Source organism: Pseudomonas sp. P108 (assembly GCF_032613195.1).
Taxonomy (GTDB): domain Bacteria; phylum Pseudomonadota; class Gammaproteobacteria; order Pseudomonadales; family Pseudomonadaceae; genus Aquipseudomonas.
This window is the reverse complement of record NZ_CP126691.1, coordinates 4,991,171-5,017,500: the sequence shown is the minus strand read 5'-3', so window position 1 is coordinate 5,017,500 and position 26,330 is coordinate 4,991,171. Positions and strand designations below refer to the sequence as shown.

General features: G+C 56.8%; 17 protein-coding genes and 2 rRNA genes. 13 read left to right on the top strand and 6 right to left on the bottom strand.

Annotated features, from left to right (window positions below; genetic code table 11):
• The first annotated feature begins 179 nt into the window (after positions 1-179).
• Positions 180-3,073 (top strand): 23S ribosomal RNA (locus QOM10_RS22045).
• A gap of 164 nt (positions 3,074-3,237) precedes the next feature.
• Positions 3,238-3,353, top strand: a 5S ribosomal RNA gene (gene rrf, locus QOM10_RS22040).
• Positions 3,354-3,572: 219 nt separating this feature from the next.
• On the opposite strand, the gene QOM10_RS22035 is transcribed toward rrf, so the two are convergent.
• Positions 3,573-4,850 carry a lysozyme inhibitor LprI family protein gene (locus QOM10_RS22035; RefSeq protein WP_224794680.1) on the bottom strand — a complete coding sequence of 426 codons (1,278 nt, stop codon included), beginning with the start codon at positions 4,848-4,850 and terminating at the stop codon, positions 3,573-3,575.
• A gap of 282 nt (positions 4,851-5,132) precedes the next feature.
• Here QOM10_RS22035 and QOM10_RS22030 point away from each other — a divergent pair, with 282 nt between their 5' ends.
• From QOM10_RS22030 to QOM10_RS22015, 4 genes are all read left to right on the top strand, one after another.
• On the top strand, positions 5,133-6,737 hold the full coding sequence (locus QOM10_RS22030; protein ID WP_150776189.1) for a tetratricopeptide repeat-containing response regulator: 1,605 nt from the start codon (positions 5,133-5,135) through the stop codon (positions 6,735-6,737).
• Positions 6,734-7,426 (top strand): sensor histidine kinase, encoded by a 693-nt coding sequence (locus QOM10_RS22025; protein ID WP_127929422.1) that lies wholly within the window; start codon positions 6,734-6,736, stop codon positions 7,424-7,426. The genes QOM10_RS22030 and QOM10_RS22025 overlap by 4 nt, the downstream gene beginning before the upstream one ends.
• 200 nt (positions 7,427-7,626) lie before the next feature.
• Positions 7,627-8,868, top strand: coding sequence for a glutamine synthetase family protein (locus tag QOM10_RS22020; protein ID WP_316918393.1), 1,242 nt, complete (start codon positions 7,627-7,629; stop codon positions 8,866-8,868).
• A gap of 69 nt (positions 8,869-8,937) precedes the next feature.
• Positions 8,938-10,329 (top strand): MFS transporter, encoded by a 1,392-nt coding sequence (locus QOM10_RS22015; RefSeq protein ID WP_127929420.1) that lies wholly within the window; start codon positions 8,938-8,940, stop codon positions 10,327-10,329.
• Between the two features lie 72 nt (positions 10,330-10,401).
• Here the strand turns inward: QOM10_RS22015 and QOM10_RS22010 are convergent, their stop codons facing one another.
• The 4 genes from QOM10_RS22010 to flgA all read right to left on the bottom strand — a co-directional run bounded on the left by QOM10_RS22010 (position 10,402) and on the right by flgA (position 12,989).
• Positions 10,402-11,148 carry a flagellar brake protein gene (locus tag QOM10_RS22010; RefSeq protein WP_150776192.1) on the bottom strand — a complete coding sequence of 249 codons (747 nt, stop codon included), beginning with the start codon at positions 11,146-11,148 and terminating at the stop codon, positions 10,402-10,404.
• 88 nt (positions 11,149-11,236) lie between these two features.
• Positions 11,237-11,704: a flagella synthesis protein FlgN gene (locus tag QOM10_RS22005; RefSeq protein ID WP_127929418.1), complete on the bottom strand. Its 468-nt coding sequence runs from the start codon at positions 11,702-11,704 to the stop codon at positions 11,237-11,239.
• Between the two features lie 48 nt (positions 11,705-11,752).
• Positions 11,753-12,079: a flagellar biosynthesis anti-sigma factor FlgM gene (gene flgM, locus QOM10_RS22000; RefSeq protein ID WP_316916940.1), complete on the bottom strand. Its 327-nt coding sequence runs from the start codon at positions 12,077-12,079 to the stop codon at positions 11,753-11,755.
• Between the two features lie 148 nt (positions 12,080-12,227).
• Entirely contained in the window at positions 12,228-12,989 is a 762-nt protein-coding gene (gene flgA, locus QOM10_RS21995) for a flagellar basal body P-ring formation chaperone FlgA (protein WP_081265242.1), read from the bottom strand.
• 82 nt (positions 12,990-13,071) lie between these two features.
• Here flgA and QOM10_RS21990 point away from each other — a divergent pair, with 82 nt between their 5' ends.
• From QOM10_RS21990 to QOM10_RS21960, 7 genes are all read left to right on the top strand, one after another.
• Positions 13,072-14,004: a chemotaxis protein CheV gene (locus QOM10_RS21990; protein ID WP_007917585.1), complete on the top strand. Its 933-nt coding sequence runs from the start codon at positions 13,072-13,074 to the stop codon at positions 14,002-14,004.
• Positions 14,005-14,050: 46 nt separating this feature from the next.
• Positions 14,051-14,878 carry a protein-glutamate O-methyltransferase CheR gene (gene cheR / locus QOM10_RS21985; protein WP_016983976.1) on the top strand — a complete coding sequence of 276 codons (828 nt, stop codon included), beginning with the start codon at positions 14,051-14,053 and terminating at the stop codon, positions 14,876-14,878.
• A 370-nt stretch (positions 14,879-15,248) separates the two neighbouring features.
• Positions 15,249-15,656 (top strand): flagellar basal body rod protein FlgB, encoded by a 408-nt coding sequence (flgB, locus tag QOM10_RS21980; RefSeq protein ID WP_150651058.1) that lies wholly within the window; start codon positions 15,249-15,251, stop codon positions 15,654-15,656.
• A 3-nt stretch (positions 15,657-15,659) separates the two neighbouring features.
• Positions 15,660-16,103 (top strand): flagellar basal body rod protein FlgC, encoded by a 444-nt coding sequence (gene flgC / locus QOM10_RS21975; protein ID WP_003227217.1) that lies wholly within the window; start codon positions 15,660-15,662, stop codon positions 16,101-16,103.
• A 15-nt stretch (positions 16,104-16,118) separates the two neighbouring features.
• Entirely contained in the window at positions 16,119-16,844 is a 726-nt protein-coding gene (flgD, locus tag QOM10_RS21970; protein ID WP_127929416.1) for a flagellar hook assembly protein FlgD, read from the top strand.
• A 31-nt stretch (positions 16,845-16,875) separates the two neighbouring features.
• Positions 16,876-18,216, top strand: a complete 1,341-nt coding sequence (flgE, locus tag QOM10_RS21965; RefSeq protein ID WP_127929415.1) for a flagellar hook protein FlgE — start codon at positions 16,876-16,878, stop codon at positions 18,214-18,216.
• 263 nt (positions 18,217-18,479) lie between these two features.
• A complete protein-coding gene (locus tag QOM10_RS21960; protein WP_316916939.1) occupies positions 18,480-22,991 on the top strand; it encodes a calcium-binding protein in 4,512 nt (1,503 codons plus the stop codon).
• A gap of 171 nt (positions 22,992-23,162) precedes the next feature.
• Here QOM10_RS21960 and QOM10_RS21955 read toward each other — a convergent pair whose 3' ends face one another.
• On the bottom strand, positions 23,163-26,057 hold the full coding sequence (locus QOM10_RS21955; protein ID WP_127929413.1) for a ribonucleoside-diphosphate reductase subunit alpha: 2,895 nt from the start codon (positions 26,055-26,057) through the stop codon (positions 23,163-23,165).
• Positions 26,058-26,330: the final 273 nt, after the last annotated feature.

Sequence of the window (26,330 nt, the reverse complement as noted above, 5' to 3'; positions counted from 1 at the left end):
TAGTCTTTGACTAGTTCGTTCTTTAAAAATTTGGGTATGTGATAGAAAGATAGACTGAACGTTACTTTCACTGGTAACGGATCAGGCTAAGGTAAAATTTGTGAGTTCTCTTAATTGAGAAATTCGAATTTTCGGCGAATGTCGTCTTCACAGTATAACCAGATTGCTTGGGGTTATATGGTCAAGTGAAGAAGCGCATACGGTGGATGCCTTGGCAGTCAGAGGCGATGAAAGACGTGGTAGCCTGCGAAAAGCTTCGGGGAGTCGGCAAACAGACTTTGATCCGGAGATGTCTGAATGGGGGAACCCAGCCATCATAAGATGGTTATCTTGTACTGAATACATAGGTGCAAGAGGCGAACCAGGGGAACTGAAACATCTAAGTACCCTGAGGAAAAGAAATCAACCGAGATTCCCTTAGTAGTGGCGAGCGAACGGGGACTAGCCCTTAAGTGGCTTTGAGATTAGCGGAACGCTCTGGAAAGTGCGGCCATAGTGGGTGATAGCCCTGTACGCGAAAATCTCTTAGTCATGAAATCGAGTAGGACGGAGCACGAGAAACTTTGTCTGAATATGGGGGGACCATCCTCCAAGGCTAAATACTACTGACTGACCGATAGTGAACTAGTACCGTGAGGGAAAGGCGAAAAGAACCCCGGAGAGGGGAGTGAAATAGATCCTGAAACCGTATGCGTACAAGCAGTGGGAGCAGACTTTGTTCTGTGACTGCGTACCTTTTGTATAATGGGTCAGCGACTTATTTTCAGTGGCGAGCTTAACCGAATAGGGGAGGCGTAGCGAAAGCGAGTCTTAATAGGGCGTCTAGTCGCTGGGAATAGACCCGAAACCGGGCGATCTATCCATGGGCAGGTTGAAGGTTGGGTAACACTAACTGGAGGACCGAACCGACTACCGTTGAAAAGTTAGCGGATGACCTGTGGATCGGAGTGAAAGGCTAATCAAGCTCGGAGATAGCTGGTTCTCCTCGAAAGCTATTTAGGTAGCGCCTCATGTATCACTGTAGGGGGTAGAGCACTGTTTCGGCTAGGGGGTCATCCCGACTTACCAAACCGATGCAAACTCCGAATACCTACAAGTGCCGAGCATGGGAGACACACGGCGGGTGCTAACGTCCGTCGTGAAAAGGGAAACAACCCAGACCGTCAGCTAAGGTCCCAAAGTTATGGTTAAGTGGGAAACGATGTGGGAAGGCTTAGACAGCTAGGAGGTTGGCTTAGAAGCAGCCACCCTTTAAAGAAAGCGTAATAGCTCACTAGTCGAGTCGGCCTGCGCGGAAGATGTAACGGGGCTCAAACCATACACCGAAGCTACGGGTATCACCTTCGGGTGATGCGGTAGAGGAGCGTTCTGTAAGCCTGTGAAGGTGAGTTGAGAAGCTTGCTGGAGGTATCAGAAGTGCGAATGCTGACATGAGTAACGACAATGGGTGTGAAAAACACCCACGCCGAAAGACCAAGGTTTCCTGCGCAACGTTAATCGACGCAGGGTTAGTCGGTCCCTAAGGCGAGGCTGAAAAGCGTAGTCGATGGAAAACAGGTTAATATTCCTGTACTTCTGGTTATTGCGATGGAGGGACGGAGAAGGCTAGGCCAGCTTGGCGTTGGTTGTCCAAGTTTAAGGTGGTAGGCTGAGATCTTAGGTAAATCCGGGATCTTAAGGCCGAGAGCTGATGACGAGTGTTCTTTTAGAACACGAAGTGGTTGATGCCATGCTTCCAAGAAAAGCTTCTAAGCTTCAGGTAACCAGGAACCGTACCCCAAACCGACACAGGTGGTTGGGTAGAGAATACCAAGGCGCTTGAGAGAACTCGGGTGAAGGAACTAGGCAAAATGGCACCGTAACTTCGGGAGAAGGTGCGCCGGTGAGGGTGAAGGACTTGCTCCGTAAGCTCATGCCGGTCGAAGATACCAGGCCGCTGCGACTGTTTATTAAAAACACAGCACTCTGCAAACACGAAAGTGGACGTATAGGGTGTGACGCCTGCCCGGTGCCGGAAGGTTAATTGATGGGGTTAGCTAACGCGAAGCTCTTGATCGAAGCCCCGGTAAACGGCGGCCGTAACTATAACGGTCCTAAGGTAGCGAAATTCCTTGTCGGGTAAGTTCCGACCTGCACGAATGGCGTAACGATGGCGGCGCTGTCTCCACCCGAGACTCAGTGAAATTGAAATCGCTGTGAAGATGCAGTGTATCCGCGGCTAGACGGAAAGACCCCGTGAACCTTTACTATAGCTTTGCACTGGACTTTGAATTTGCTTGTGTAGGATAGGTGGGAGGCTTTGAAGCGTGGACGCCAGTTCGCGTGGAGCCATCCTTGAAATACCACCCTGGCAACTTTGAGGTTCTAACTCAGGTCCGTTATCCGGATCGAGGACAGTGTATGGTGGGTAGTTTGACTGGGGCGGTCTCCTCCTAAAGAGTAACGGAGGAGTACGAAGGTGCGCTCAGACCGGTCGGAAATCGGTCGTAGAGTATAAAGGCAAAAGCGCGCTTGACTGCGAGACAGACACGTCGAGCAGGTACGAAAGTAGGTCTTAGTGATCCGGTGGTTCTGTATGGAAGGGCCATCGCTCAACGGATAAAAGGTACTCCGGGGATAACAGGCTGATACCGCCCAAGAGTTCATATCGACGGCGGTGTTTGGCACCTCGATGTCGGCTCATCACATCCTGGGGCTGAAGCCGGTCCCAAGGGTATGGCTGTTCGCCATTTAAAGTGGTACGCGAGCTGGGTTTAGAACGTCGTGAGACAGTTCGGTCCCTATCTGCCGTGGACGTTTGAGATTTGAGAGGGGCTGCTCCTAGTACGAGAGGACCGGAGTGGACGAACCTCTGGTGTTCCGGTTGTCACGCCAGTGGCATTGCCGGGTAGCTATGTTCGGGAAAGATAACCGCTGAAAGCATCTAAGCGGGAAACTTGCCTCAAGATGAGATCTCACTGGAACCTTGAGTTCCCTGAAGGGCCGTCGAAGACTACGACGTTGATAGGTTGGGTGTGTAAGCGCTGTGAGGCGTTGAGCTAACCAATACTAATTGCCCGTGAGGCTTGACCATATAACACCCAAGCAATTTGCGTCGAAAGGCCAAGTTGCGGTGTGTGAAGACGAAACGAACCGAAAGTTCGACTGCACTTAAAAAAGCAGCACAAACACCGAAAGCTGTCACATACCCAATTTGCTGAAGCGAGGCCACAAGGTCACGACTCAGTACCCGAATTTCTTGACGACCATAGAGCGTTGGAACCACCTGATCCCATCCCGAACTCAGCAGTGAAACGATGCATCGCCGATGGTAGTGTGGGGTTTCCCCATGTGAGAGTAGGTCATCGTCAAGATTAAATTCCGAAACCCCAATTGCGAAAGCAGTTGGGGTTTTGTTTTGCCCGCAGGAAAGTGTTTCAAGGATGAAAGCTTGGGAACGCGATCAGTTTCAAATTTAAAGCCCTGTCGCAATGGAAATTGCGACAGGGCTTTTTGCATTACCGTCAGCCGACGAATTGCCACGGCGAGCCGCGACTACATCATTGATTGTGAACATTAGACAGGATGCACAGTTAACCTTCGTTCAGCTCAACTTTACCCATTGAAGTGCTGACTTCGGTTATGTGTCGGCGACCGTAAACTTCGTATGTGCGGCTGCCGTCATCGCTGTCCGGTTTACGCAAGGCCAGTTGCGCGAACAAACCATTCTTTTCGCTGTAACTGCCGAACCAGTCGATCAAAGCGCTGATGTAACAATCATTGCCAATGAAGACCGGCAGGTCGGCGACTTTTTCAATGCTGTAATGCGCCGGGCCAAAGCTGTAGTAATCGTTTTCACCGGCACCGGTAGCAGGAATAGGGCAGAGCGGTTCTTTTGAAGGGATAGCAGCGGTTTCATTTACTTTCGCGACTGCCAGATTGAGCGCTCGGTGCAGATCGGGTTCGAGTTCAAACGTGCTGTTGCCGTCATCTTTGTGTTGAAGAATGGGTACGTCGAGGTCATAGCGATAGCGGATCGTCACCGTAGGCACCTGGACGTTGATTTTCAGCGGGTTGAGCAAGTAGACCCGGTCAACGCCGTACTCACTGTTTCGATAAGCCGCGTAAGTCTTGCCGCGCAGGCTTATCCAGTCCACTGACTGATTGGCGCCGCGATCATTGGTGTAGAACAGCGAACTTTCGGGCTCAACAGAACGTTTGACGAACCGTTCACCGTCGCGCCGCCAGGTTTCCACGTAGGTAAACAGGCCGGTACCCCCGGCGTAAGTATTTACAATCAGATCGCGTTGCCCGTCGCCATCCAGATCCCGCAAGGTGTAGGAACTCAGGCCGGTTTCGGCCGCGTCAGTGATCAGGGAAGCGGTGAGCGCTCGCCATTCATTGGCGCTAACGCCTTTGGGCTGCGATGTCGGAAAGTGCGTTATCGACGAATCCTCTTCACTTGCTTCACCGTCAAAACCGCCGGCAGTTGTTTTGACGGCGAGCGCGGCGAGTGCCCGATCCAGCGCAAACTCTGGATCATCTTTACTGGCGGCTTGAATGCGCTTTTGCAGATCGTCCAGCGCCTGTTTATCGAGGTCATCCGGTTGATAGGCAACCGTTGCCTGCCACTGCGCGTGCAGCGCTTGCAGGCGCTCTTGATAGTGCTGGCTCAGGCACGAAATATCTTCGGCGCATGCATTGCGGATTTTCAGCCACAGCCGTTGCGTGCGCTTGAGTTCAGCTTGTGCAGGAGCAGAGGCTTTGAATAAATCCCGATAAACCACGCCCATCCGCGCATCCAGCTCATACAGCGACTTGTTCGCGCAAACAGTGTTCTCGACGGCATTCGCCGCTTTTGTGCAGTCCATTCCAGCCGCCATTGCCTGCTGTATAAACAGCAGCGCACAGACAGACGTGATGCAGCGTCCTTTGATGTACACGATGTAAACCTTGTAGTGGAAAGTTGAACCGGCGCGCAGGGTAATCGCTAGGCGAGGAATCTTGAAGCGCCGGCTTCAGGGAACAGCACTTCTGGCCGATAACCCATTCGGTGACTTAAAAGTCGCGCGAAATCGCTTGATGGCATTTGGCCGCCAGCTATCATCTGCGCGCCTGAAATTGCCCTTACTTCAATTGCCTGGAAATCTTCGATGCTGTCGTATCACCAAAAGAGTTTTCTGATCGTCGATGATTTCTCGGATTTCCGCAGTTCCGTGCGTTCGATGCTGCGTGAGCTTGGGGTCAAGGACGTCGACACGGCCGACACCGGTGAGCAGGCGCTGAAGATGTGCGCACAGAAATCCTACGATTTCATCCTGCAGGATTTCCATCTTGGCGACGGCAAGAAGAACGGCCAGCAGGTACTCGAAGACCTGATGCTGGAAAAGCTCATCAGCCATGAAGCGGTGTTTGTCATGGTCACCGCCGAGACCAGTCAGGCGATGGTGCTCAGTGCCCTCGAGCATGAGCCGGATGCGTACCTGACCAAGCCGTTCAACCGTTCCGGTCTGGCCCAGCGCCTGGAGCGTCTGGAGCAGCGCAAGACGTTGCTCAAACCGATTCTGCAAGCCCTCGACCGTGGCAAACCGGTCGAGGTGCTCAACGCTTGCATCGCCCTGTGCAAGCAGGACATCCGCTATTCGCCGCTGTGCCTGCGCTACCGCGCTGATGCGCTGCGCGACATGAACCAGAACGAAGCGCTGGAGCGTCTTTACGACAGCATCATTGCTGATCGGCCGTTGCCGTGGGCATTTACCGGACTGGGCAAGTTGCTGTTCAAGCGTGGGCAAGTTGCCCAAGCCAAAGGTGTCTATGAAAAGGCGCTGAAGGTGTTCCCGATGATGCCGGCGCTGTATGACGGCATGGCCGACGTGTTGGTTTCCGAGGGCGACACCAAAGGCGCGCAGCAGGTGTTGGAAGAGGCTATTCGTCTCTCGCCGCTGGCGGTGCGTCGACAGGCGCTGTTGGGCAAACTGGCCATGACCAACGAAGATTTTGACACCGCCTCGCGTGCTTATCGGCAGGCGGTGGCGCAGGGCGCGCAGTCGCGCTTCAAGGACCCGGAAAGCAACCTCGGCCTGGCTCACGCGCTGATCAGCAAGGGCAGTGAACGCGGTCTCGACACGCGTACACGGCTGGAGATCAACACCACACTCAGTGCGGTGGCCAAAGAGAACCCGACCGACCCCGGCCTGCAGATTCGCGCGCGTCTGATGAAAGCTACCAGCCTGTTGCTCAACGATGCGGAAACCGCTGACAAGCTCACCGAACAAGCGCTGATGCGCCTCGACGGCATGGAGCAGTTCATGAGTCCGGAAGCGGCGCTGTTGGTCGCCAAGCAGTTGCAGATGCTCGGTCAGGCCGAGGCGGGCACGTCGATGCTCAAGAGCTGCGCGGAGATCTACGGTGATGATCCGGCGGTAATGAAAGACATCGCCAAGCTGACCGATGATCCGACTATTCTCAGCTCCAGCAATGCCGCTGCCGACCTCAACCGTCAGGGCGTGCGGGTGTACAAGACCGGCAACCTGGTCGAGGCCCGCGAGGTGTTCCGCAAGGCGCTGAAGATGCAACCGAAGAACATCAGTATCGCGCTCAACATGGCCCAGTCGCTGCTGCACGGCACCGACACCAGTGTGCCGTCGGCGGAGCTGGAAGAATGTCGGGCCTGCCTGAAAATGGTTGGCCTGATGCCCGACACCGACGCGCGTTTTGCGCGTTATCAGAAGCTGAAAAGCAAGGCGTTTGGCGAATGAACCACGACAAGCAGGCTCTGGATTTTTCTACGGTGATCGCCTCCACTGTCCACGACATGAAGAACTCGCTGGCCATGCTGATGCAGGCTCACAGCCAATGGCTGGGGCGCTTGCCGCAAGAACTGCGCGAAGGCACGGAGCAGGGCGTGATCGACTTCGAGTTCGCCCACCTCAACGGCATGCTGGTGCAGTTGCTCGGGCTGTACAAGCTCGGCGTCAATCAGTTGCCGCTGCAACCTGCGTATCACGAACTCGATGACTTTATCGAGGCGCAACTGGCGGCGCATCAAGAGGTGTTTGCCAGTCGCGGGATCATCGCCACGTATGAAGTCGATCCGTTGAGTCCGCTGGGGTTCTTCGACCGTGAGTTGATTGCCTCGGTGCTTGGTAACTGCATCAACAACGCCATTCGTTATGCTCGCGAGTCGCTGCTGATCACCGTCAGTGACGAGGCCGGACAACTGGTGCTGAGCATCAACGATGACGGCGACGGCTATCCGGCCGAGATGCTCGAGCGTCAGGCTGATTACGTGCAAGGCATCAATCACAGCAGTGGCAGCACCGGACTCGGTTTGTATTTCGCCAACCGCATCGCAGCGCTGCATCAGCGCAACGGTGTTGAAGGTCGCACCGAAATCCGCAACGGCGGTCCACTCGGTGGCGGGGTGTTCAGCCTTTATCTGCCGTGACGCGCCTTTTTGTTTGACGCTGCTTGATATTCCGAACAGCCGAAGCCTATTTTGTACGGGTCGCCGTTCGCGGCTCGCACAATAACAAGGATTGCGTCATGACAACCGATGGCCAGCGTTCACTCGCGCAGCGATTGACGGGCATTGATGAGATTGAATGTGTCACGCCGGATTTGAACGGCGTACCCCGGGGCAAAGTGATGACCGCCGAGGGTTTCCTCGAAGGGCGGCGTTTGCAACTGGCGCGGGGCGTGCTGTTGCAATGCATTATGGGCGGTTACCCGGCAGCGCGGTTTTATGGCAGCGATGACGGCGATCTCGCACTGATTGCCGAGCCGACCCAGATCCATCGCCTGCCGTGGAGCGACGACCCCCGAGCCCTGGCCATTTGCGATGCCGATGAACTGACTGGCGAAAGCTCCAATCTGTCGACCCGTGGCCAGTTGAAAAAAGTCATTGCCCGTTACGCTGCGCGCGGCCTGGCGCCGGTGGTGGCGACCGAGCTGGAATTCTTTGTCTTCGCCCCGAACACTGATCCGACCCAAGCGTTCCGTCCGCCGGTGGGCCTTGATGGTCGTCGCGAGGATGGCCAGTCGGCGTTCAGTGTCAGTTCCAATAATGGTCTGCGGCCGTTCTTCAACGAAGTCTATAAATGCATGGCGGCCCTCGGTTTGCCGCGCGATACCTTCATGCACGAGATGGGCGTCAGCCAGTTCGAGATCAATCTTCTGCACGGTGATCCGCTGCTGCTGGCCGACCAGACCTTTCTGTTCAAACACCTGCTCAAGGAAGTTGCGCTCAAGCACGGCCTGACCGTGGTGTGCATGGCCAAGCCACTGGCGCACACGCCGGGCAGTTCGATGCACATTCACCAGAGCATCGTTGACAGCAACAGCGGCAAGAATGTCTTCAGTGACGAGCAGGGTGAACCGACAGCGATGTTCCGCCACTTCATCGGTGGTCAGCAGGCAGGCATGGCTGATTTCACCGCACTGTTTGCACCCAATGTGAACTCCTATCAGCGTCTGTGCCATCCGTACGCATCACCGAATAACGCGTGCTGGTCCCACGACAACCGTGCGGCCGGGCTGCGCATTCCGGCGAGTTCGACGGTCGCACGTCGGGTCGAGAACCGTTTGCCGGGCGCCGATGCCAATCCGTATCTGGCGATCGCCGCGAGTCTGGCCGCCGGCTTGCATGGGATCGAGCATGAGCTGGAACCGAGCGAAGCCATTCAGGGCGAGTTCGAGGTGCCGGACAATCTTTCGTTGCCATGTACTTTGCACGCCGCCCTCGAACGTCTGAAACGTAGTCAATTGGCCAGGGAACTGTTCGGACAGGAGTTCATCGAAGGCTACATCGCTTCGAAGACCATGGAGTTGACCAGCTTCTTTGATGAAATCACTCCCTGGGAACGGCGTGTTCTAGCAGCCCAGGCCTGACGAACCGTCGCCATCGGGCTATCGTTTTGGTAGCCCGGTCTTTACTGCAAGGAGCCGCTCGGAACGCCGATGCGCCAAATCTGGAAATCCTTTCGAGCGCTGTATTTCGCCTCGCTGATGATGTTGATCGGCTCGGGCCTGCTATCGACCTATCTGGCCCTGCGCCTGGCCGCTGACAACGTCGACGGGTTGTGGGTCGGTGCGTTGATGGCGGCAAACTATTTCGGCCTGGTGCTGGGCGGCAAGATCGGTCACCGACTGATTGCCCGGGTCGGGCATATCCGCGCTTATTCTGCCTGTGCCGGGATCGTCGGGGCGGCGGTGCTTGGCCATGGTCTGGTCGATTGGCTGCCGGCGTGGCTGGTGCTGCGGACCATTGTCGGTCTGGGCATGATGTGCCAATACATGGTGATTGAAAGCTGGCTCAACGAGCAGGCTGATGCCAATCAGCGAGGTCTGGTATTCAGCGGTTACATGATTGCGTCTTACCTTGGCCTGGTGCTGGGTCAATTGATTCTGGTCATGCACCCCGGGCTGGGTCTGGAGCTGCTGATGCTGGTCGCGCTGTGCTTCGCGCTGTGCCTGGTGCCTGTGACATTGACTCGAAGGATTCACCCGGCGCCCCTGCATCCGGCACCGATGGAGCCGCGTTTCTTTATCAAGCGGGTGCCGCAGTCGCTGAGTACGGTGCTGGGTGCCGGTTTGATCATCGGTTCGTTCTATGGTCTGGCGCCGCTGTATGCCTCGCAGCAGGGGCTGTCGACCGAGCAGGTCGGTCTGTTCATGGGTAGCTGCATCTTTGCCGGCTTATTGGTGCAGTGGCCGCTGGGCTGGTTGTCCGACCGTTATGATCGGGCGCTGTTGATTCGCTGCTTCGCCGGGTTTCTCGCACTGGCTGCGTTGCCGCTGGCGATCCTGCCGCAGGTGCCGCTGGAGGTGTTGTTCGGCGTTGGCTTCTTGTGTTCGCTGGTGCAGTTCTGTCTGTATCCGCTGGCGGTGGCGTTTTCCAACGACCATGTCGAAGGTGATCGGCGGGTATCGCTGACGGCGATGCTGTTGGTGACTTACGGTGTCGGCGCGAGCATCGGGCCATTGCTGGCGGGTGTGCTGATGAAGCTGTTTGGCAGTCAGAGCCTGTATGCGTTTTTCAGTTTCTTCGCACTGGTGCTGGTGTGGCGGATCCGGCCGAAAGCCGTGACCAATCTGCATCAGGTCGACGACGCGCCGCTGCATCACGTGGCCATGCCTGACAGCATGTCCAGCTCGCCGCTGGTGGCCGCGCTTGACCCTCGGGTAGACGAGCAGGTGGTGCAGGAGCAGATGGTGCAGGACCCTGTGCAAGCGCCGCCGACTCCCGAACCTGCGCCTGAACCCGATACACAACCAGAGCCTGCGGCAGAAACTGAAACGGATAGTGGCAACGACAAGCCCGCGCCAGATCTCAGTGGCGGCAGACCTTGAGCTGAACAAAAAACACCACGCATAAAAAAGGGCAGCCCCGCCAGGGACTGCCCTTTTTATTGTCGCTGCAAATCACATATCGTCTTTGTCGAAACGGCGTGCTTCACGTTGCAGCTGATAAACGAAACGCTCAACGTTGCGTGCAGCCTGACCACTGATGTTGTGGAAGCGCAGGCCGGCGAAGGTGATGTTGAGTTTTTCTTCGAAGTGCAGATAACGCAGTTCGACGGAGGTTGGCTGGTTGCCGAACAGCGGCGGGGCGATCAGGCGGTCATAGACCTGGCCCAGTTGCAGACGATCAGTGATATCGCCTTCGAAACGCAGCTTGCAGCCGGTCGCGGAGATATCCAGCAGTTTGCCGTTGATGGGTGTCTTGAGCTTTTCGCCGCCCAGTTCAACGCTGACCAGATCAGTCAGTTTCAGCGCGGCGCGGAAAGCATTGCGGCGCTGGTGGTAAACCACTTCGGTCGGTAGCTCGCCGGTGTAGAAGCGATCACCCTCGGATTCCTCGATATTCAGCGTGCCGGTGCACTCCCAGGCAATGCGCACACCGTCATGAAAACCTTCGACCTTGAACGGCTCACCGGCCAGCAGAAAGCGTTCGCCATCGCGCGGGATCATTTCGTCCAGAGCGATCGAAGCGCTGTCGCGGTCGACCTTGATCAGGTAGCTCTGAAAACGCTGGCTGCGCTCATGGAAGGTGATGATCAGCGGATCGTGGCTTTCTTGCAGCTGGCGCAGGTTGCTGGAGATTTCCAGTGGCGTGGTAAGCACCTTAGGGGGCTGCGGAGCATCATCCGCGCTGAGGGCGTTGGACACGGTTTATCAATCTCCAGACAAAATATGACGACTAGCCAGCATTTTGCCAGCATGTTCCGCGGGTTGATAGAGCTGGCGCATCAACGGCTCATGCCTGGCTGAGCGGACGCGGTACGGCGGGTTTGGCAAATGTACCGCTGGCGTTATAAAGCGCTGGCGCTTCACCACCGGTAAGGATCTTCAGCTGATTGGCCGTGGCGGCCTGCTGGATCTGGATCGACTGGCCATTTTTGACGTTGGCCGCCTGGCATTGAGCGATCAGATCGGTCAGGGCATCGCCCTGGCTCAGCAACTGATCGCCAATGCTCGACTGGCCAGCCAGTTGCTCAAGACCTGAACGATCGGTTGGCAGGTTGAGGCTGGCAAGGATTTCGCTGCGCTTGCGGCCATGCTGTTCAAGCAGAATGATCAATGCCTGTTTGTGCGCCAGAATTTCTTCGAGCAGTGGCATGTCGCGACCGTGCAACGCGAGGGATTCGGTTTGCAGCAACTCCAGCAATTGTTGAGCTGGAGCAAAGTCGTCGTTGATCAGTTGCAATAAATTAGTGTCGTGCATGGCTGGCCTTGGGTTTTAAGCGTCCAAAAGCCTGGCGCAGGCAAAGGCCTAGCGCTGGGCTTCGAAGTTGAGCAGTTTGCTGGCTACACGGTTGCTGTCGACTTTATAGCTGCCATCGGCAATCGCGGCTTTCAACTCGGCCACACGGGCTTTGTCGACAGCAGGCTGATCGCGCAGCTTGTCAGTGACCTTCTGCAACTGTTGAGCCTCATTGCTGAGGTGTACCGATTCCCCGCTTTTTGCGGTACTGGCCGTTTCGGCCTGGGTATTCAGCGGCGCAGAGGTACCGGTTTCGGCGGTTTCCTTGGCGTTGCTGGTACGTGTACTGCCCGTAAGTGACGAGGAGTTGTTCAAACGGCTGAAATCGATGACCATGATAAAAACCTCTGGGAATTTGGACGCTTGCCATGTTTTCGGCCACCCTCTGGAAAACTTTAGGCACATTTACAATGAGCCTTGCATGCGCCGGCGCGTGTCCTGCTGCGGCACAGTTTAGGGAACAGCCGGGGTCAGCGCCAGTTTTCTACATCGCCACTTCCACTTGGCCGGGCGCGGTGACTTGCGCCTTGATGACCCGTTGCGAATTGAGGTTTTTCACGCGTATCTGTTCTTTCAAACCGCCATTGGCCAGTGCTTCACCGGGCATGCGCACGGCCAGCGTACCGCTGCGTGCGGTGATGACCACTTGATCGCCCTTGCGAACCACTTCGGCCTGTTCCAGATGGACCAGTGTAATCACCTGATCGGCGACCGTTGGTCGGGTTAATTTCTGCCCGATCGCTTCGTCTACCGAAGTCAGAAAGCCTTGGTTGATCGTGCTTACGTCGCGCTCTCGCAAGGTCACGTCCTGTGGCTCGATAATCCCTGCGCGTTTCAGTGGCCGCGTGGTCGTCACAATCTCGCGAAACAGGCGGACTTGAGCGGGCACGAACACGGTCCAGGGCGAGGCGCCTTCACAGCGGACCTTCACCGTGACCCGGCCCAACGGACGTGCCGGGCTCTCCAAAGTCGCTGTCAATTCCTTGTCGCACATAGGCATGCGCATACGGGGGTCGAGCTGGTTTACTTCGATTTCGTAGCGACCTTCCGTTTGACTGGTAGCCAGATAGTCTTCTACGGTGAACTCAAGAAAGCCCTGAGTGACGCCGATAAGCATGTCAGGCAAGGTAACCGCATCAGCAATGGCAGGGCTGCCAGCGAAAAAGCAGCAGACGGCTGACATCGCGCAAAGGCTTTTGCGAGCGCGGGAGGTCAGGTGTCGGAAAAATGTCGTTTGAGCGTTCATACGAGTTAAAAAGCAAGCGCCGTGCCGTTTAGCAATGAATGTGCGTCGCAACAACACTTGGCGTTGGTGTAGGAGTCTGGGCATGGCTGGTGTAATGGATTCGGTGAACCAGCGCACGCAACTGGTGGGGCAGAATCGCCTGGAGTTGTTGTTGTTCCGTCTTGACGGTCAGCAGCTCTATGGAATCAACGTGTTCAAGGTGCGGGAAGTGTTGCAGTGCCCGTCGCTGACGTTGATGCCCAAGTCCAGTCCTGTCGTGTGCGGGGTGGCAAATATCCGGGGGGCGACCATTCCGATCCTTGATCTGGCAATGGCCACCGGTTCCGGAGCGTTGAAGGACAAGAACAACCCGTTCGTGATCATCACGGAGTACAACACCAAGACCCAGGGTTTCCTGGTCCGCTCGGTGGAGCGCATCGTCAACATGAACTGGGAAGAGATTCATCCGCCGCCCAAGGGCACCGGTCGCGATCATTACCTGACCGCTGTGACTCGGGTGGACAATCAGTTAGTCGAAATCATCGACGTCGAGAAAGTGCTGGCGGAAGTTGCGCCGACACCGGAAGCGATTTCGGTGGGCGTGGTCGATGTCGAGACCCAGACCAAGGCACTGTCTTTGCGTGTCTTGACGGTCGATGACTCATCGGTGGCGCGCAAGCAGGTCACGCGTTGTCTGCAGACGATCGGTGTCGAAGTGGTGGCGCTGAACGACGGCAAACAGGCGCTGGATTACCTGCGCAAGCTGGTCGACGAGGGCAAGAAGCCGGAAGAAGAGTTCCTGATGATGATTTCCGACATCGAGATGCCGGAGATGGACGGGTACACCCTGACGGCGGAAATCCGCGGCGACGCACGCATGCAAAAGCTTCATATCATCCTGCATACTTCGTTGTCCGGGGTATTCAATCAGGCGATGGTCAAGAAAGTCGGTGCAGATGACTTCCTGGCCAAATTCCGCCCTGATGACCTGGCATCCCGGGTAGTCGACCGGATCAAAGCAGCAGATATCAGCTGAGGGCGCTTTGCCCTTGGCGGTCAACACGATTTAAGAGGCGGCATCATTGTCTACGGGTAATTTGGATTTCGAACAGTTCCGGGTCTTCCTGGAAAAAGCCTGTGGCATTTTGCTCGGTGAAAACAAGCAGTACCTGGTCTCGAGCCGTCTCAACAAACTGATGGAGCAGCAAGGCATCAAGTCCCTGGGTGAGCTGGTTCAGCGCATCCAGACCCAGCCGCGCAGCGGTTTGCGCGAGCAGGTGGTCGATGCCATGACGACCAACGAAACCCTGTGGTTTCGTGACACCTATCCGTTTGAAGTCTTGAAGAACAAGGTGCTGCCTGAAGCGATCAAGGCCAGCCCCAACCAGCGTCTGCGGATCTGGTCGGCAGCCTGCTCGTCGGGTCAGGAACCGTACTCGCTGTCGATGTCGATCGACGAGTTCGAGCGCACGAATCTTGGCCAGTTGAAGATGGGTGTGCAGATTGTCGCCACCGACCTGTCCGGTCTTATGCTGACCAACTGCAAGACCGGCGAGTACGACAGTCTGGCAATCGGTCGCGGTTTGTCGCCGGAACGTCTGCAGCGTTACTTCGACCCGAAAGGGCCGGGGCGCTGGGTAATCAAGGCGCCGATCAAGAACCGTGTGGAGTTTCGCTCGTTCAACCTGCTCGACAGCTATGCCGCGCTGGGCAAGTTCGACATCGTGTTCTGCCGCAACGTGTTGATCTACTTCTCTGCCGAAGTGAAGAAAGACATTCTGTTGCGCATTCACAGCACGTTGAAGCCGGGCGGTTATCTGTTCCTTGGCGCTTCCGAAGCGTTGAACGGTTTGCCGGACCATTACCAGATGGTGCAGTGCAGCCCGGGGATCATTTACCAGGCGAAGTGATTGCATCGGCAATACAAAAAACGGCAGGCCTGCAAAGGTCTGCCGTTTTTTTGTGCCCGAAGAAATTCTCCTTAACACCACAAACCCCCTGTAGGAGTGAGCCTGCTCGCGATCGCGGTAGCACATTCAGCATCATCGGTTTCTGACACACCGCTATCGCGAGCAGGCTCACTCCTACAGGGATCGTGGTGTGTATGGGATGGGCGGCAAGCGGCAGAAAAGCGGCATCCGGCGGAAACCTGTTGCCGCTTTTCTGGCATTGCCGCTTTGCCGACGTCCTGCAAAGCCCCGGTTTATGGGTGTTTTATGGTTTGGCACGGCGCTTGCTAAAGCTCAGTTACGAAAAACCGGTCACCTGAAGGTTCCCGACATGAGCATCAGCTTCGATAAAGCGCTCGGCATTCACGAAAAGGCATTGGGCTTCCGCGCCCAGCGTGCCGAAGTGCTGGCCAACAACATCGCCAACGCCGATACCCCGAACTACAAGGCGCGGGATCTGGAGTTCTCCAAAGTGCTTGAAGCACAGACCCAGAAAAACGCTAACGGCACCATCGCCCTGAACATGACCAACAGCCGTCACATCGAAGCTGAAGGCCTGGGCAACGGCGACGAATCGCTGATGTATCGCACGCCGATGCAACCTTCGATCGACCAGAACACCGTGGACGCCCAACTGGAACAGTCGAACTACGCGGAAAACGCCGTCGGCTTCCAGGCCAGCTTCACCCTGCTCAACAGCAAATTCAAAGGGCTGGTGTCAGCCCTGCGCGGAGAGTAATCCATGTCCCTGTCCAGCGTTTTCAACATTGCCGGCAGCGGCATGAGCGCACAGACCACGCGTCTGAACACCGTGGCGTCGAACATCGCCAACGCCGAAACCGTCTCCTCAAGCATCGACCAGACCTATCGCGCCCGTCACCCGGTATTCGCCACCATGTTCCAGGGCGGCCAGAACAGTGGCAGCAACTCGCTGTTCCAGAGCCAGGACGCAGCCGGTCAAGGCGTACAGGTGCTCGGCGTGGTCGAAGACCAGAGCAACCTTGAAGCGCGCTACGAGCCGAACCATCCGGCGGCCGACGCCAAAGGCTACGTCTACTACCCGAACGTCAACGTGGTGGAAGAAATGGCTGACATGATTTCCGCGAGCCGGTCCTTCCAGACCAACGCCGAAATGATGAACACCGCCAAAACCATGATGCAGAAGGTACTGACCCTCGGTCAGTAATAAGGGGCGACGGCCATGAGTGTTTCCGATACCACCAGCAGCTTGAGCATGAATGACATCCTGTCGAACTCGTCGAAAAAGACCAGTTCGACCGCCGGTGGCATTGCTTCGGCCACTAACAGCGCCACCGGCGGCCAGGCCCTGGGCAAGGACGCGTTCCTGCAATTGCTGGTCACCCAGCTAAAAAACCAGAACCCGCTCGATCCGCAGGACAACAGCGCATTCGTTGCCCAGTTGGCCCAGTTCAGCAGCCTGGAAGGCATCACCACGCTGAACAGCACGGTCAGTTCGCTGGCCGGCAACTACAACTCCTCGCAAGCCTTGCAGGCTTCGTCGCTGGTGGGTCGCAATGTGATCGTGCAGACCAACTCGGTTCAGCTCGACGATCCGAGCAAAGGCATGACCGGTTCGGTCACCGTTCCGTCGTCGATCGCCGGCGGCACCGTGAGCATTACCGACAGCAGCGGCGCGGTGGTTCGCACCATCGATCTGGGCAGTCGCGCGGCAGGCGCCGCGAGCTTCACTTGGGACGGCAAGGACAAGGACGGCAATCTGGTCAAGACCGGTACTTATACCGTCAAGGCCAACGCATCGATCAATGGCACCTCGACCGACATGGCGACGTACCTGCCGGCCACCGTCACCAGCGTGACGATCAGCCAGACCGGCGGCGAACTGATGCTCAACCTGTCCGGCAAGGGCACCGTTGCCCTGTCCAAAGTACAAACCATTGGTATATAGAGCCGATTAACCCGGCACAAAGGAGTGGAATATGTCTTTCAATATCGGCCTTAGCGGTCTCTATGCAGCCAACAAACAACTGGACGTGACCGGCAACAACATCGCCAACGTCGCGACCGCCGGTTTCAAATCGTCCCGTGCAGAATTCGAAGACGTCTACTCGGCCACTCGCCTGGGCAGCGGCAGCAAAGTGATCGGCAACGGCGTGCGCCTGGCCAACGTTTCCCAGCAGTTCACCCAGGGTGACATCAACAACACCGGTAACGTGCTGGACATGGGCATCAACGGTTCGGGCTTCTTCACCATGAGCAACAACGGCTCGGTGTCCTACACCCGTGCCGGTACGTTCAAGGTCGACAACGCCGGTTACATCACCAACACCGATTACACCTCGCGCCTGCAGGGTTACGGTGTGGACGCCAACGGCAAGATCATCAACGGTGTATTGACCGATCTGAAGATCGATACGTCGAACCTGGCGCCGAAATCGACTTCGTTGGTGACGTCGAGCATCAACTTGAACTCGACTGCGTCGGTGATCGTTGATACCGGCACCAACGCCGTCAAGTTCGACCCAAGCAAGCTTGAGACGTACACGAAGAGCTTTAGCACTCCGATCTATGACACGCAGGGCAACTCGCATGTTATGGACCAGTACGTGGTTAAAACTGGCGAGAACACCTGGAAGGTGTACACCCTGGTCGATGGCCGTAACCCGGATGCAGCCGGTAGCGATCCAACCAAGGTCGATCCGGTTGCTTCGACGCTTACGTTTGACAGTTCCGGCAACCTGCTGCAGGTCAGCACGCCTAGCACGTTACCGGCTCCGGCGCCGAACCCGATCATCAGTAGCGACTTGAAACTGACCGGTTGGGTACCGGGCAAAGTGGTCAACGGCACCTTTACGCCTAACGGCGCATCGGCCAACCCGGCCGGCATTACTATTTCGATGGCCAAGACCACTCAGTACAACGCTGACACCGCGCGTTCGATTCCGACTCAGGACGGTTACGCCACTGGCCAGATCACCAACCTGACCATCGACGGCACCGGTACGCTGTTTGCCAACTTCAGCAACAACCAGAGCAAGGCCATCGGCCAGGTTGCACTGGCCAGCTTCACCAACGAACAAGGCCTGCAGGCTATCGGTGGCACCAGCTGGAAAGAGACGTTTGCTTCGGGTATCCCGGGCTACGATGCACCGGAAACCGGTACCTTGGGTTCGGTTGTTTCCAACTCGCTGGAAGAGTCGAACGTTAACCTGACCAACGAGCTTGTGGACCTGATCAAAGGCCAGAGCAACTATCAGGCGAACGCCAAGACTATTTCCACTCAGAGCACCATCATGCAGACCATCATTCAGATGACTTGATGTGATCTGATAGCTGCATTGAAAACCGACGCCTTGAGCGTCGGTTTTTTTATGCGTGTCACTAAATTTACATTCACCAATTAACCGTTTGTCTGAATTTATGGTGTGGAAGTTGCAGTCCTGCCTGGCAAAGGACCTTGGCGTCAAAACTTCGCACGACCTGCTTCATTGGGCCATGACACTGGATGGCGATATGGAAGTCAGGAAGCTTCTACCTGGTTTTTCAACCGTAGTTTCCAACACAAAAACACAAGGACGATGTAATGGCGATAATCAACGGGACCGCTGGTGCCGATAATCTGCTCGGTACTGCGGGCGATGATCAGATACGCGGTTTGGCGGGCAATGATGTCTTGAATGGTGGGGCAGGTAATGATCTGTTGATCGGCGGCGATGGCGCCGATCAACTGATTGGCGGTGCCGGCTTCGACACCGTCAGCTATGAAGATGTACCCAACAGCGTGGCGGTGTCCCTGAACCTGAAAACCGGTGTGCATACCGGGTATGCAGCGGGCGATACCTTTGTCGGGATTGAGAGTTTCCGTGGTTCAAATTATGACGATACGTTCTATGCCAGCGCTGCTGCCGACAACCTTGATGGTTACAACGGTAACGACCGACTGAGCTACGCGCAGTCGGAGCAAGGCGTCAACATCACCATGACCGCCGCGCGTGTGGGCACCGGTCTGGGTGGCGACGCGCAAGGTGACACGTTCTCGGATTTCGAAACCATTATTGGCTCGAACTACAACGACGTATTCACCGCCTCGCTGGGTACCACGACCTTCTACGGCGGTGCCGGCAACGACGTGTACATCATCAACGGTTCGGCCAGCCAGAACGTGTTGGAAATGGCCGGCGGCGGTGATGACGAAGTGCGCACCACACTGAACACCATCACCTTGGCCAGTGAAGTCGAGCGTCTGACTTTCACCGGTACCGGCAACTTCAATGCTCGTGGCAATGCCTCTGACAACGTTATTACCGGCGGTGCCGGCAATGACATCCTGATGGGAGGCGCAGGTGCCGACCAACTGATTGGCGGCGCAGGTTTCGATATCGTCAGCTATGAAGACGTACCCAACAGCGTGGCGGTGTCCCTGAACCTGAAAACCGGTGTGCATACCGGGTATGCAGCGGGCGATACCTTTGTCGGGATTGAGAGTTTCCGTGGTTCAAATTATGACGATACGTTCTATGCCAGCGCTGCTGCCGACAACCTTGATGGTTACAACGGTAACGACCGGCTGAGCTACGCGCAGTCGGAGCAAGGCGTCAACATCACCATGACCGCCGCGCGTGTGGGCACCGGTCTGGGTGGCGACGCGCAAGGTGACACGTTCTCGGATTTCGAAACCATTATTGGCTCGAACTACAACGACGTATTCACCGCCTCGCTGGGCACCACGACCTTCTACGGCGGTGCCGGCAACGACGTGTACATCATCAACGGTTCGGCCAGCCAGAACGTGTTGGAAATGGCCGGCGGCGGTGATGACGAAGTGCGCACCACACTGAACACCATCACCTTGGCCAGTGAAGTCGAGCGTCTGACTTTCACCGGTACCGGCAACTTCAATGCTCGTGGCAATGCCTCTGACAACGTTATTACCGGCGGTGCCGGCAATGACATCCTGATGGGAGGCGCAGGTGCCGACCAACTGATTGGCGGCGCAGGTTTCGATATCGTCAGCTATGAAGACGTACCCAACAGCGTGGCGGTGTCCCTGAACCTGAAAACCGGTGTGCATACCGGGTATGCAGCGGGCGATACCTTTGTCGGGATCGAGAGTTTCCGTGGTTCAAATTATGACGATACGTTCTATGCCAGCGCTGCTGCCGACAACCTTGATGGTTACAACGGTAACGACCGACTGAGCTACGCGCAGTCGGAGCAAGGCGTCAACATCACCATGACCGCCGCGCGCGTGGGCACCGGTCTGGGCGGCGACGCGCAAGGTGACACGTTCTCGGATTTCGAAACCATTATTGGCTCGAACTACAACGACGTATTCACCGCCTCGCTGGGCACCACGACCTTCTACGGCGGTGCCGGCAACGACGTGTACATCATCAACGGTTCGGCCAGCCAGAACGTGTTGGAAATGGCCGGCGGCGGTGATGACGAAGTGCGCACCACACTGAACACCATCACCTTGGCCAGTGAAGTCGAGCGTCTGACTTTCACCGGTACCGGCAACTTCAATGCTCGTGGCAATGCCTCTGACAACGTTATTACCGGCGGTGCCGGCAATGACATCCTGATGGGAGGCGCAGGTGCCGACCAACTGATTGGCGGCGCAGGTTTCGATATCGTCAGCTATGAAGACGTACCCAACAGCGTGGCGGTGTCCCTGAACCTGAAAACCGGTGTGCATACCGGGTATGCAGCGGGCGATACCTTTGTCGGGATTGAGAGTTTCCGTGGTTCAAATTATGACGATACGTTCTATGCCAGCGCTGCTGCCGACAACCTTGATGGTTACAACGGTAACGACCGGCTGAGCTACGCGCAGTCGGAGCAAGGCGTCAACATCACCATGACCGCCGCGCGTGTGGGCACCGGTCTGGGTGGCGACGCGCAAGGTGACACGTTCTCGGATTTCGAAACCATTATTGGCTCGAACTACAACGACGTATTCACCGCCTCGCTGGGCACCACGACCTTCTACGGCGGTGCCGGCAACGACGTGTACATCATCAACGGTTCGGCCAGCCAGAACGTGTTGGAAATGGCCGGCGGCGGTGATGACGAAGTGCGCACCACACTGAACACCATCACCTTGGCCAGTGAAGTCGAGCGTCTGACTTTCACCGGTACCGGCAACTTCAATGCTCGTGGCAATGCCTCTGACAACGTTATTACCGGCGGTGCCGGCAATGACATCCTGATGGGAGGCGCAGGTGCCGACCAACTGATTGGCGGCGCAGGTTTCGATATCGTCAGCTATGAAGACGTACCCAACAGCGTGGCGGTGTCCTTGAACCTGAAAACCGGTGTGCATACCGGGTATGCAGCGGGCGATACCTTTGTCGGGATTGAGAGTTTCCGTGGTTCAAATTATGACGATACGTTCTATGCCAGCGCTGCTGCCGACAACCTTGATGGTTACAACGGTAACGACCGACTGAGCTACGCGCAGTCGGAGCAAGGCGTCAACATCACCATGACCGCCGCGCGCGTGGGCACCGGTCTGGGCGGCGACGCGCAAGGTGACACGTTCTCGGATTTCGAAACCATTATTGGCTCGAACTACAACGACGTATTCACCGCCTCGCTGGGTACCACGACCTTCTACGGCGGTGCCGGCAACGACGTGTACATCATCAACGGCTCGGCCAGCCAGAATGTGGTGGAAATGGCTGGCGGCGGTGATGACGAAGTGCGCACCACACTGAACACCATCACCTTGGCCAGTGAAGTCGAGCGTCTGACTTTCACCGGTACCGGCAACTTCATTGCTCGTGGCAATGCCTCGGACAACATCATCACGGGTGGGGCTGGCAATGACACGTTGTTCGGTGGCGCAGGAGCAGACCAACTCATCGGTGGAGAGGGTTTTGATACGGTCAGTTATGGCGATGCCGACAAGGGCGTGACCCTCAATACCAAAACCGGGATACACACCGGAATTGCCGCCGGCGATGTTTACAGCAGTATCGAAGCGATCTTGGGTTCTGACTTCAGTGATGCGTTTGTCGGGGATGCGGGCATCAACCGATTCGACGGTGGTTTCGGTATGGATATGGTGAGCTTCGCCGACGAAGCTGGCGGTGTCACCCTGGATCTGGGCGCACCTGTTTTGACTGGCGCGGCCGCCGGCGATATCTATACGTCGATCGAAGTATTCCAGGGTACGACACAGGCCGACAGCTTTACGGGCAGTGCCGCTGCGGCGGAGAATTTTGTCGGTGGCGCTGGCGCCGATCTGCTGACGGGTGTTGGTCGAGGTGATGGCGCCTGGTACTTGACCAGCACTGGCAGCGTTCAGATCAATTTGCTGGAGGGCACTGCCGCAGGCGGCGACGCTCAAGGTGACGTGCTGATTAACATCGATAACCTGATGGGATCGGCATTCAATGACATGCTGACTGGCAACGCCTACTCGAACAAGCTTGAGGGCGGGGCGGGTAACGACCTCATCTATGGTGGTGAGGGGGATGACTTTATCTATGGCGGCACCGCCACTGATACCGGTGCATTCGGACCACTGACTATTAGCGGCGTCCAGGCCGATACGCTTTACGGTGGTAACGGCAATGACACCATGCGCAGTGCCGATGACGATGCCGGCAGCATTCTTTATGGTGAATCTGGAAACGACAACATCACCGTGTCGGCAGGAATTGCCTATGGTGGTGACGGTAACGATACCTTGACGGGTACCGGTTACGGCTATGAACTCCAGGGTGGTGCAGGTGTTGATACGTTGAACTTGCGCGGATCGGGTGATGCCTTGGGCGGAGAGAGCGGTGACGCCTATATTGTGTTCTCGAAAACCATGGTAGGCATCCAGGACACAGGCACATCCGGGATCGACACTGTCACCCTCAAGAACATTCAGAGTGTCAGTGATGTGCGGATTGTCCAGAACGACCTTGGCGCCTACATCTTCAATGCCGCCGATCTGCAAAGCGGCAACCTGGATTCCGGTGTGTTCCTGAAGGACTGGTACAAGGGCGGGAATACCATCGAAACGTTCTACACCAACAACGGTCAATCCTTCACCATTCCTGTCGTAGGGCAGGCAATGACCGAGTCATTCGCGGTCTGACAAAAGCCGTTGTACGAATAAAAACGGCGAAGCCTGCATTCAGGTTTCGCCGTTTTTTTTACTTCGATTTTTACTCCAGACAAAAGAAAACCCCCGACACACCAGAAGTCTGTCGGGGGTTCTTTTGCCCGGAGAGTATCAGGCGTCTCGCAACGCCTGATTCAGCTCAGCTTATTGGCAAGCTTCGCAATCCGGCTCGTCGATCGCGCAAGCCTTTGGCACTGGAGCAGGACCGGCAGGTGCTGCCAGAACCGAATCGTCGCCGTGGTTGCCGCCGCTGGAAACAGCGTTCAGCTTGCCGGTGTTGATGGTCGACTTCTCGGTGCTGGTCGCGGCCAGGGCACGGAGGTAGTAAGTGGTTTTCAGACCACGGTACCAGGCCATGCGGTAGGTCACGTCGAGCTTCTTGCCCGATGCGCCGGCGATGTACAGGTTCAGCGACTGGGCCTGGTCGATCCACTTCTGACGACGGCTGGCGGCGTCAACGATCCACTTGGTGTCCACTTCGAACGCGGTCGCGTAGAGCTCTTTGAGTTCTTGCGGGATTCGCTCGATCTGCTGAACCGAACCGTCGTAGTACTTCAGGTCGTTGATCATGACCGAGTCCCACAGACCGCGAGCCTTGAGGTCGCGAACCAGGTACGGGTTGATCACGGTGAATTCGCCCGACAGGTTCGATTTCACATACAGGTTCTGGTAGGTCGGTTCGATCGACTGCGATACGCCAGTGATGTTGGCGATGGTCGCGGTCGGTGCGATGGCCATGATGTTCGAGTTACGAATGCCTTTCTGTACACGGGCGCGAACCGGTGCCCAGTCGAGGGATTCGTTCAGGTCGACATCGATGTACTTCTGGCCACGAGCCTCGATCAGGATCTGTTGCGAATCCAGCGGCAGGATGCCTTTGGACCACAGCGAACCCTGGAACGTCTCGTACGCGCCGCGCTCGTCAGCCAGGTCGCAGGAAGCCTGGATCGCGTAGTAGCTGACCGCTTCCATCGACTTGTCGGCGAACTCGACGGCAGCGTCGGAACCGTAAGGGATGTGCTGCAGGTACAAAGCGTCCTGGAAGCCCATGATGCCCAGACCGACCGGACGGTGCTTGAAGTTGGAGTTCTTCGCTTGTGGCACCGAGTAGTAGTTGATGTCGATCACGTTATCGAGCATGCGCACGGCGGTGTTCACGGTGCGTTCCAGCTTGGCGGTGTCCAGCTTGCCGTTGACGATGTGGTTCGGCAGGTTGATCGAGCCCAGGTTGCAAACGGCGATCTCGTCCTTGTTGGTGTTCAAGGTGATCTCGGTGCACAGGTTCGAGCTGTGAACCACGCCGACGTGCTGCTGCGGGCTGCGCAGGTTGCACGGGTCTTTGAAGGTCAGCCATGGGTGGCCGGTTTCAAACAGCATGGAGAGCATTTTGCGCCACAGGTCTTTGGCCTGGATGGTCTTGAACAGTTTGACCTTGCCTGGGTATTCGGTCAGCGCTTCGTAGTACTCGTAGCGCTCTTCGAAGGCTTTACCGGTCAGGTCATGCAGGTCCGGCACTTCGGATGGCGAGAACAGGGTCCACTTGCCGTCATCGAAGACACGCTTCATGAACAGGTCAGGGATCCAGTTGGCTGTGTTCATGTCGTGGGTACGACGACGATCATCACCGGTGTTCTTACGCAGTTCGATGAACTCTTCGATGTCCATGTGCCAGGTTTCCAGGTAGGCACAGACAGCGCCTTTGCGCTTGCCACCCTGGTTAACGGCAACGGCGGTGTCGTTCACTACTTTGAGGAACGGAACAACGCCTTGCGACTTGCCGTTGGTGCCCTTGATGTACGAACCCAGTGCACGCACCGGCGTCCAGTCGTTGCCCAGACCGCCAGCAAATTTCGACAACATGGCGTTGTCGTGGATCGCGTGGTAGATGCCCGACAGGTCATCCGGCACGGTGGTCAGGTAGCAGCTCGACAGCTGTGGACGCAGGGTACCGGCGTTGAACAGGGTCGGGGTCGACGACATGTAGTCGAAGGACGACAGCAGGTTGTAGAACTCGATCGCACGGTCTTCTTTCTGCTTCTCTTCGATCGCCAGGCCCATGGCCACGCGCATGAAGAAGATCTGCGGCAGTTCGAAACGCACGCCATCCTTGTGGATGAAGTAACGGTCGTACAGGGTTTGCAGGCCCAGGTAGGTGAATTGCTGATCACGCTCGTGGTTGATCGCCTTGCCCAGTTTTTCCAGGTCGAAGGTGGCCAGCACAGGGTTCAGCAGTTCGAACTCGATACCTTTGGCGATGTAGGCCGGCAGTGCCTTGGCGTACAGGTCGACCATTTCGTGGTGAGTGGCGCTTTCGGCCACACCGAGGAACCCCAGACCTTCGGCACGCAGGGTGTCCATCAGCAGGCGGGCGGTCACGAACGAGTAGTTCGGCTCACGCTCGACCAGGGTACGGGCGGTCATCACCAGCGCGGTGTTGACGTCGGTCAGGGCCACGCCGTCGTAGAGGTTTTTCAGGGTTTCGCGCTGGATCAGGTCGCCATCGACTTCTTCCAGACCTTCGCAGGCTTCGGTGACGATGGTGTTCAGACGACCCATGTCCAGCGGCGCCAGGCTGCCGTCAGCGCGGGTGATGCGGATCGACGGGTGAGCGTTGACCGCTTCTTCGGCCGGCGCGTGGGCAGCGCGTTCTTTCGAACGACCGTCACGGTAGATCACGTAGTCGCGCGCAACTTTCTGCTCACCGGCACGCATCAGGGCCAGTTCGACCTGGTCCTGGATTTCTTCGATGTGGATGGTGCCACCCGACGGCATGCGACGCTTGAAGGTCGCGGTGACCTGTTCGGTCAGACGGGCCACGGTGTCATGGATTCGCGACGAAGCGGCAGCGGTGCCGCCTTCAACTGCGAGGAACGCTTTGGTGATAGCGACGGTGATCTTGTCATCGGTGTAAGGAACGACAGTGCCATTGCGCTTGATCACGCGCAGTTGACCAGGCGCGGTAGCAGCCAGATCCGAATTCGAATCGGCGGCCTGCGGCAAGGTGCCCTGCGGGTTCTCGCGAGTTGTGTCGGTTTGCATGGGTGTCTCCACGTTCTCTATGTTTGTTTGGGCACCATCACGGTGCCCACCGTTCCGTCCTGAAGCACTACAACCGGCACGCGCCGGGCATAACGACTTCGGGACAGTTCAGGAAGAGGGCCTTGTGAGCGCCGCTTCCATGCCGAAGTCTTCGGTTCACGCGATACGCGTATCACCGCATTCCTTTCGGGGAGCAGTTTCGCCACTGCAACACCCGTACCGTAAACGCCGTGATCGGCGCAAAAACGGTAGCCATCCGCAGGCGCGGTTTGG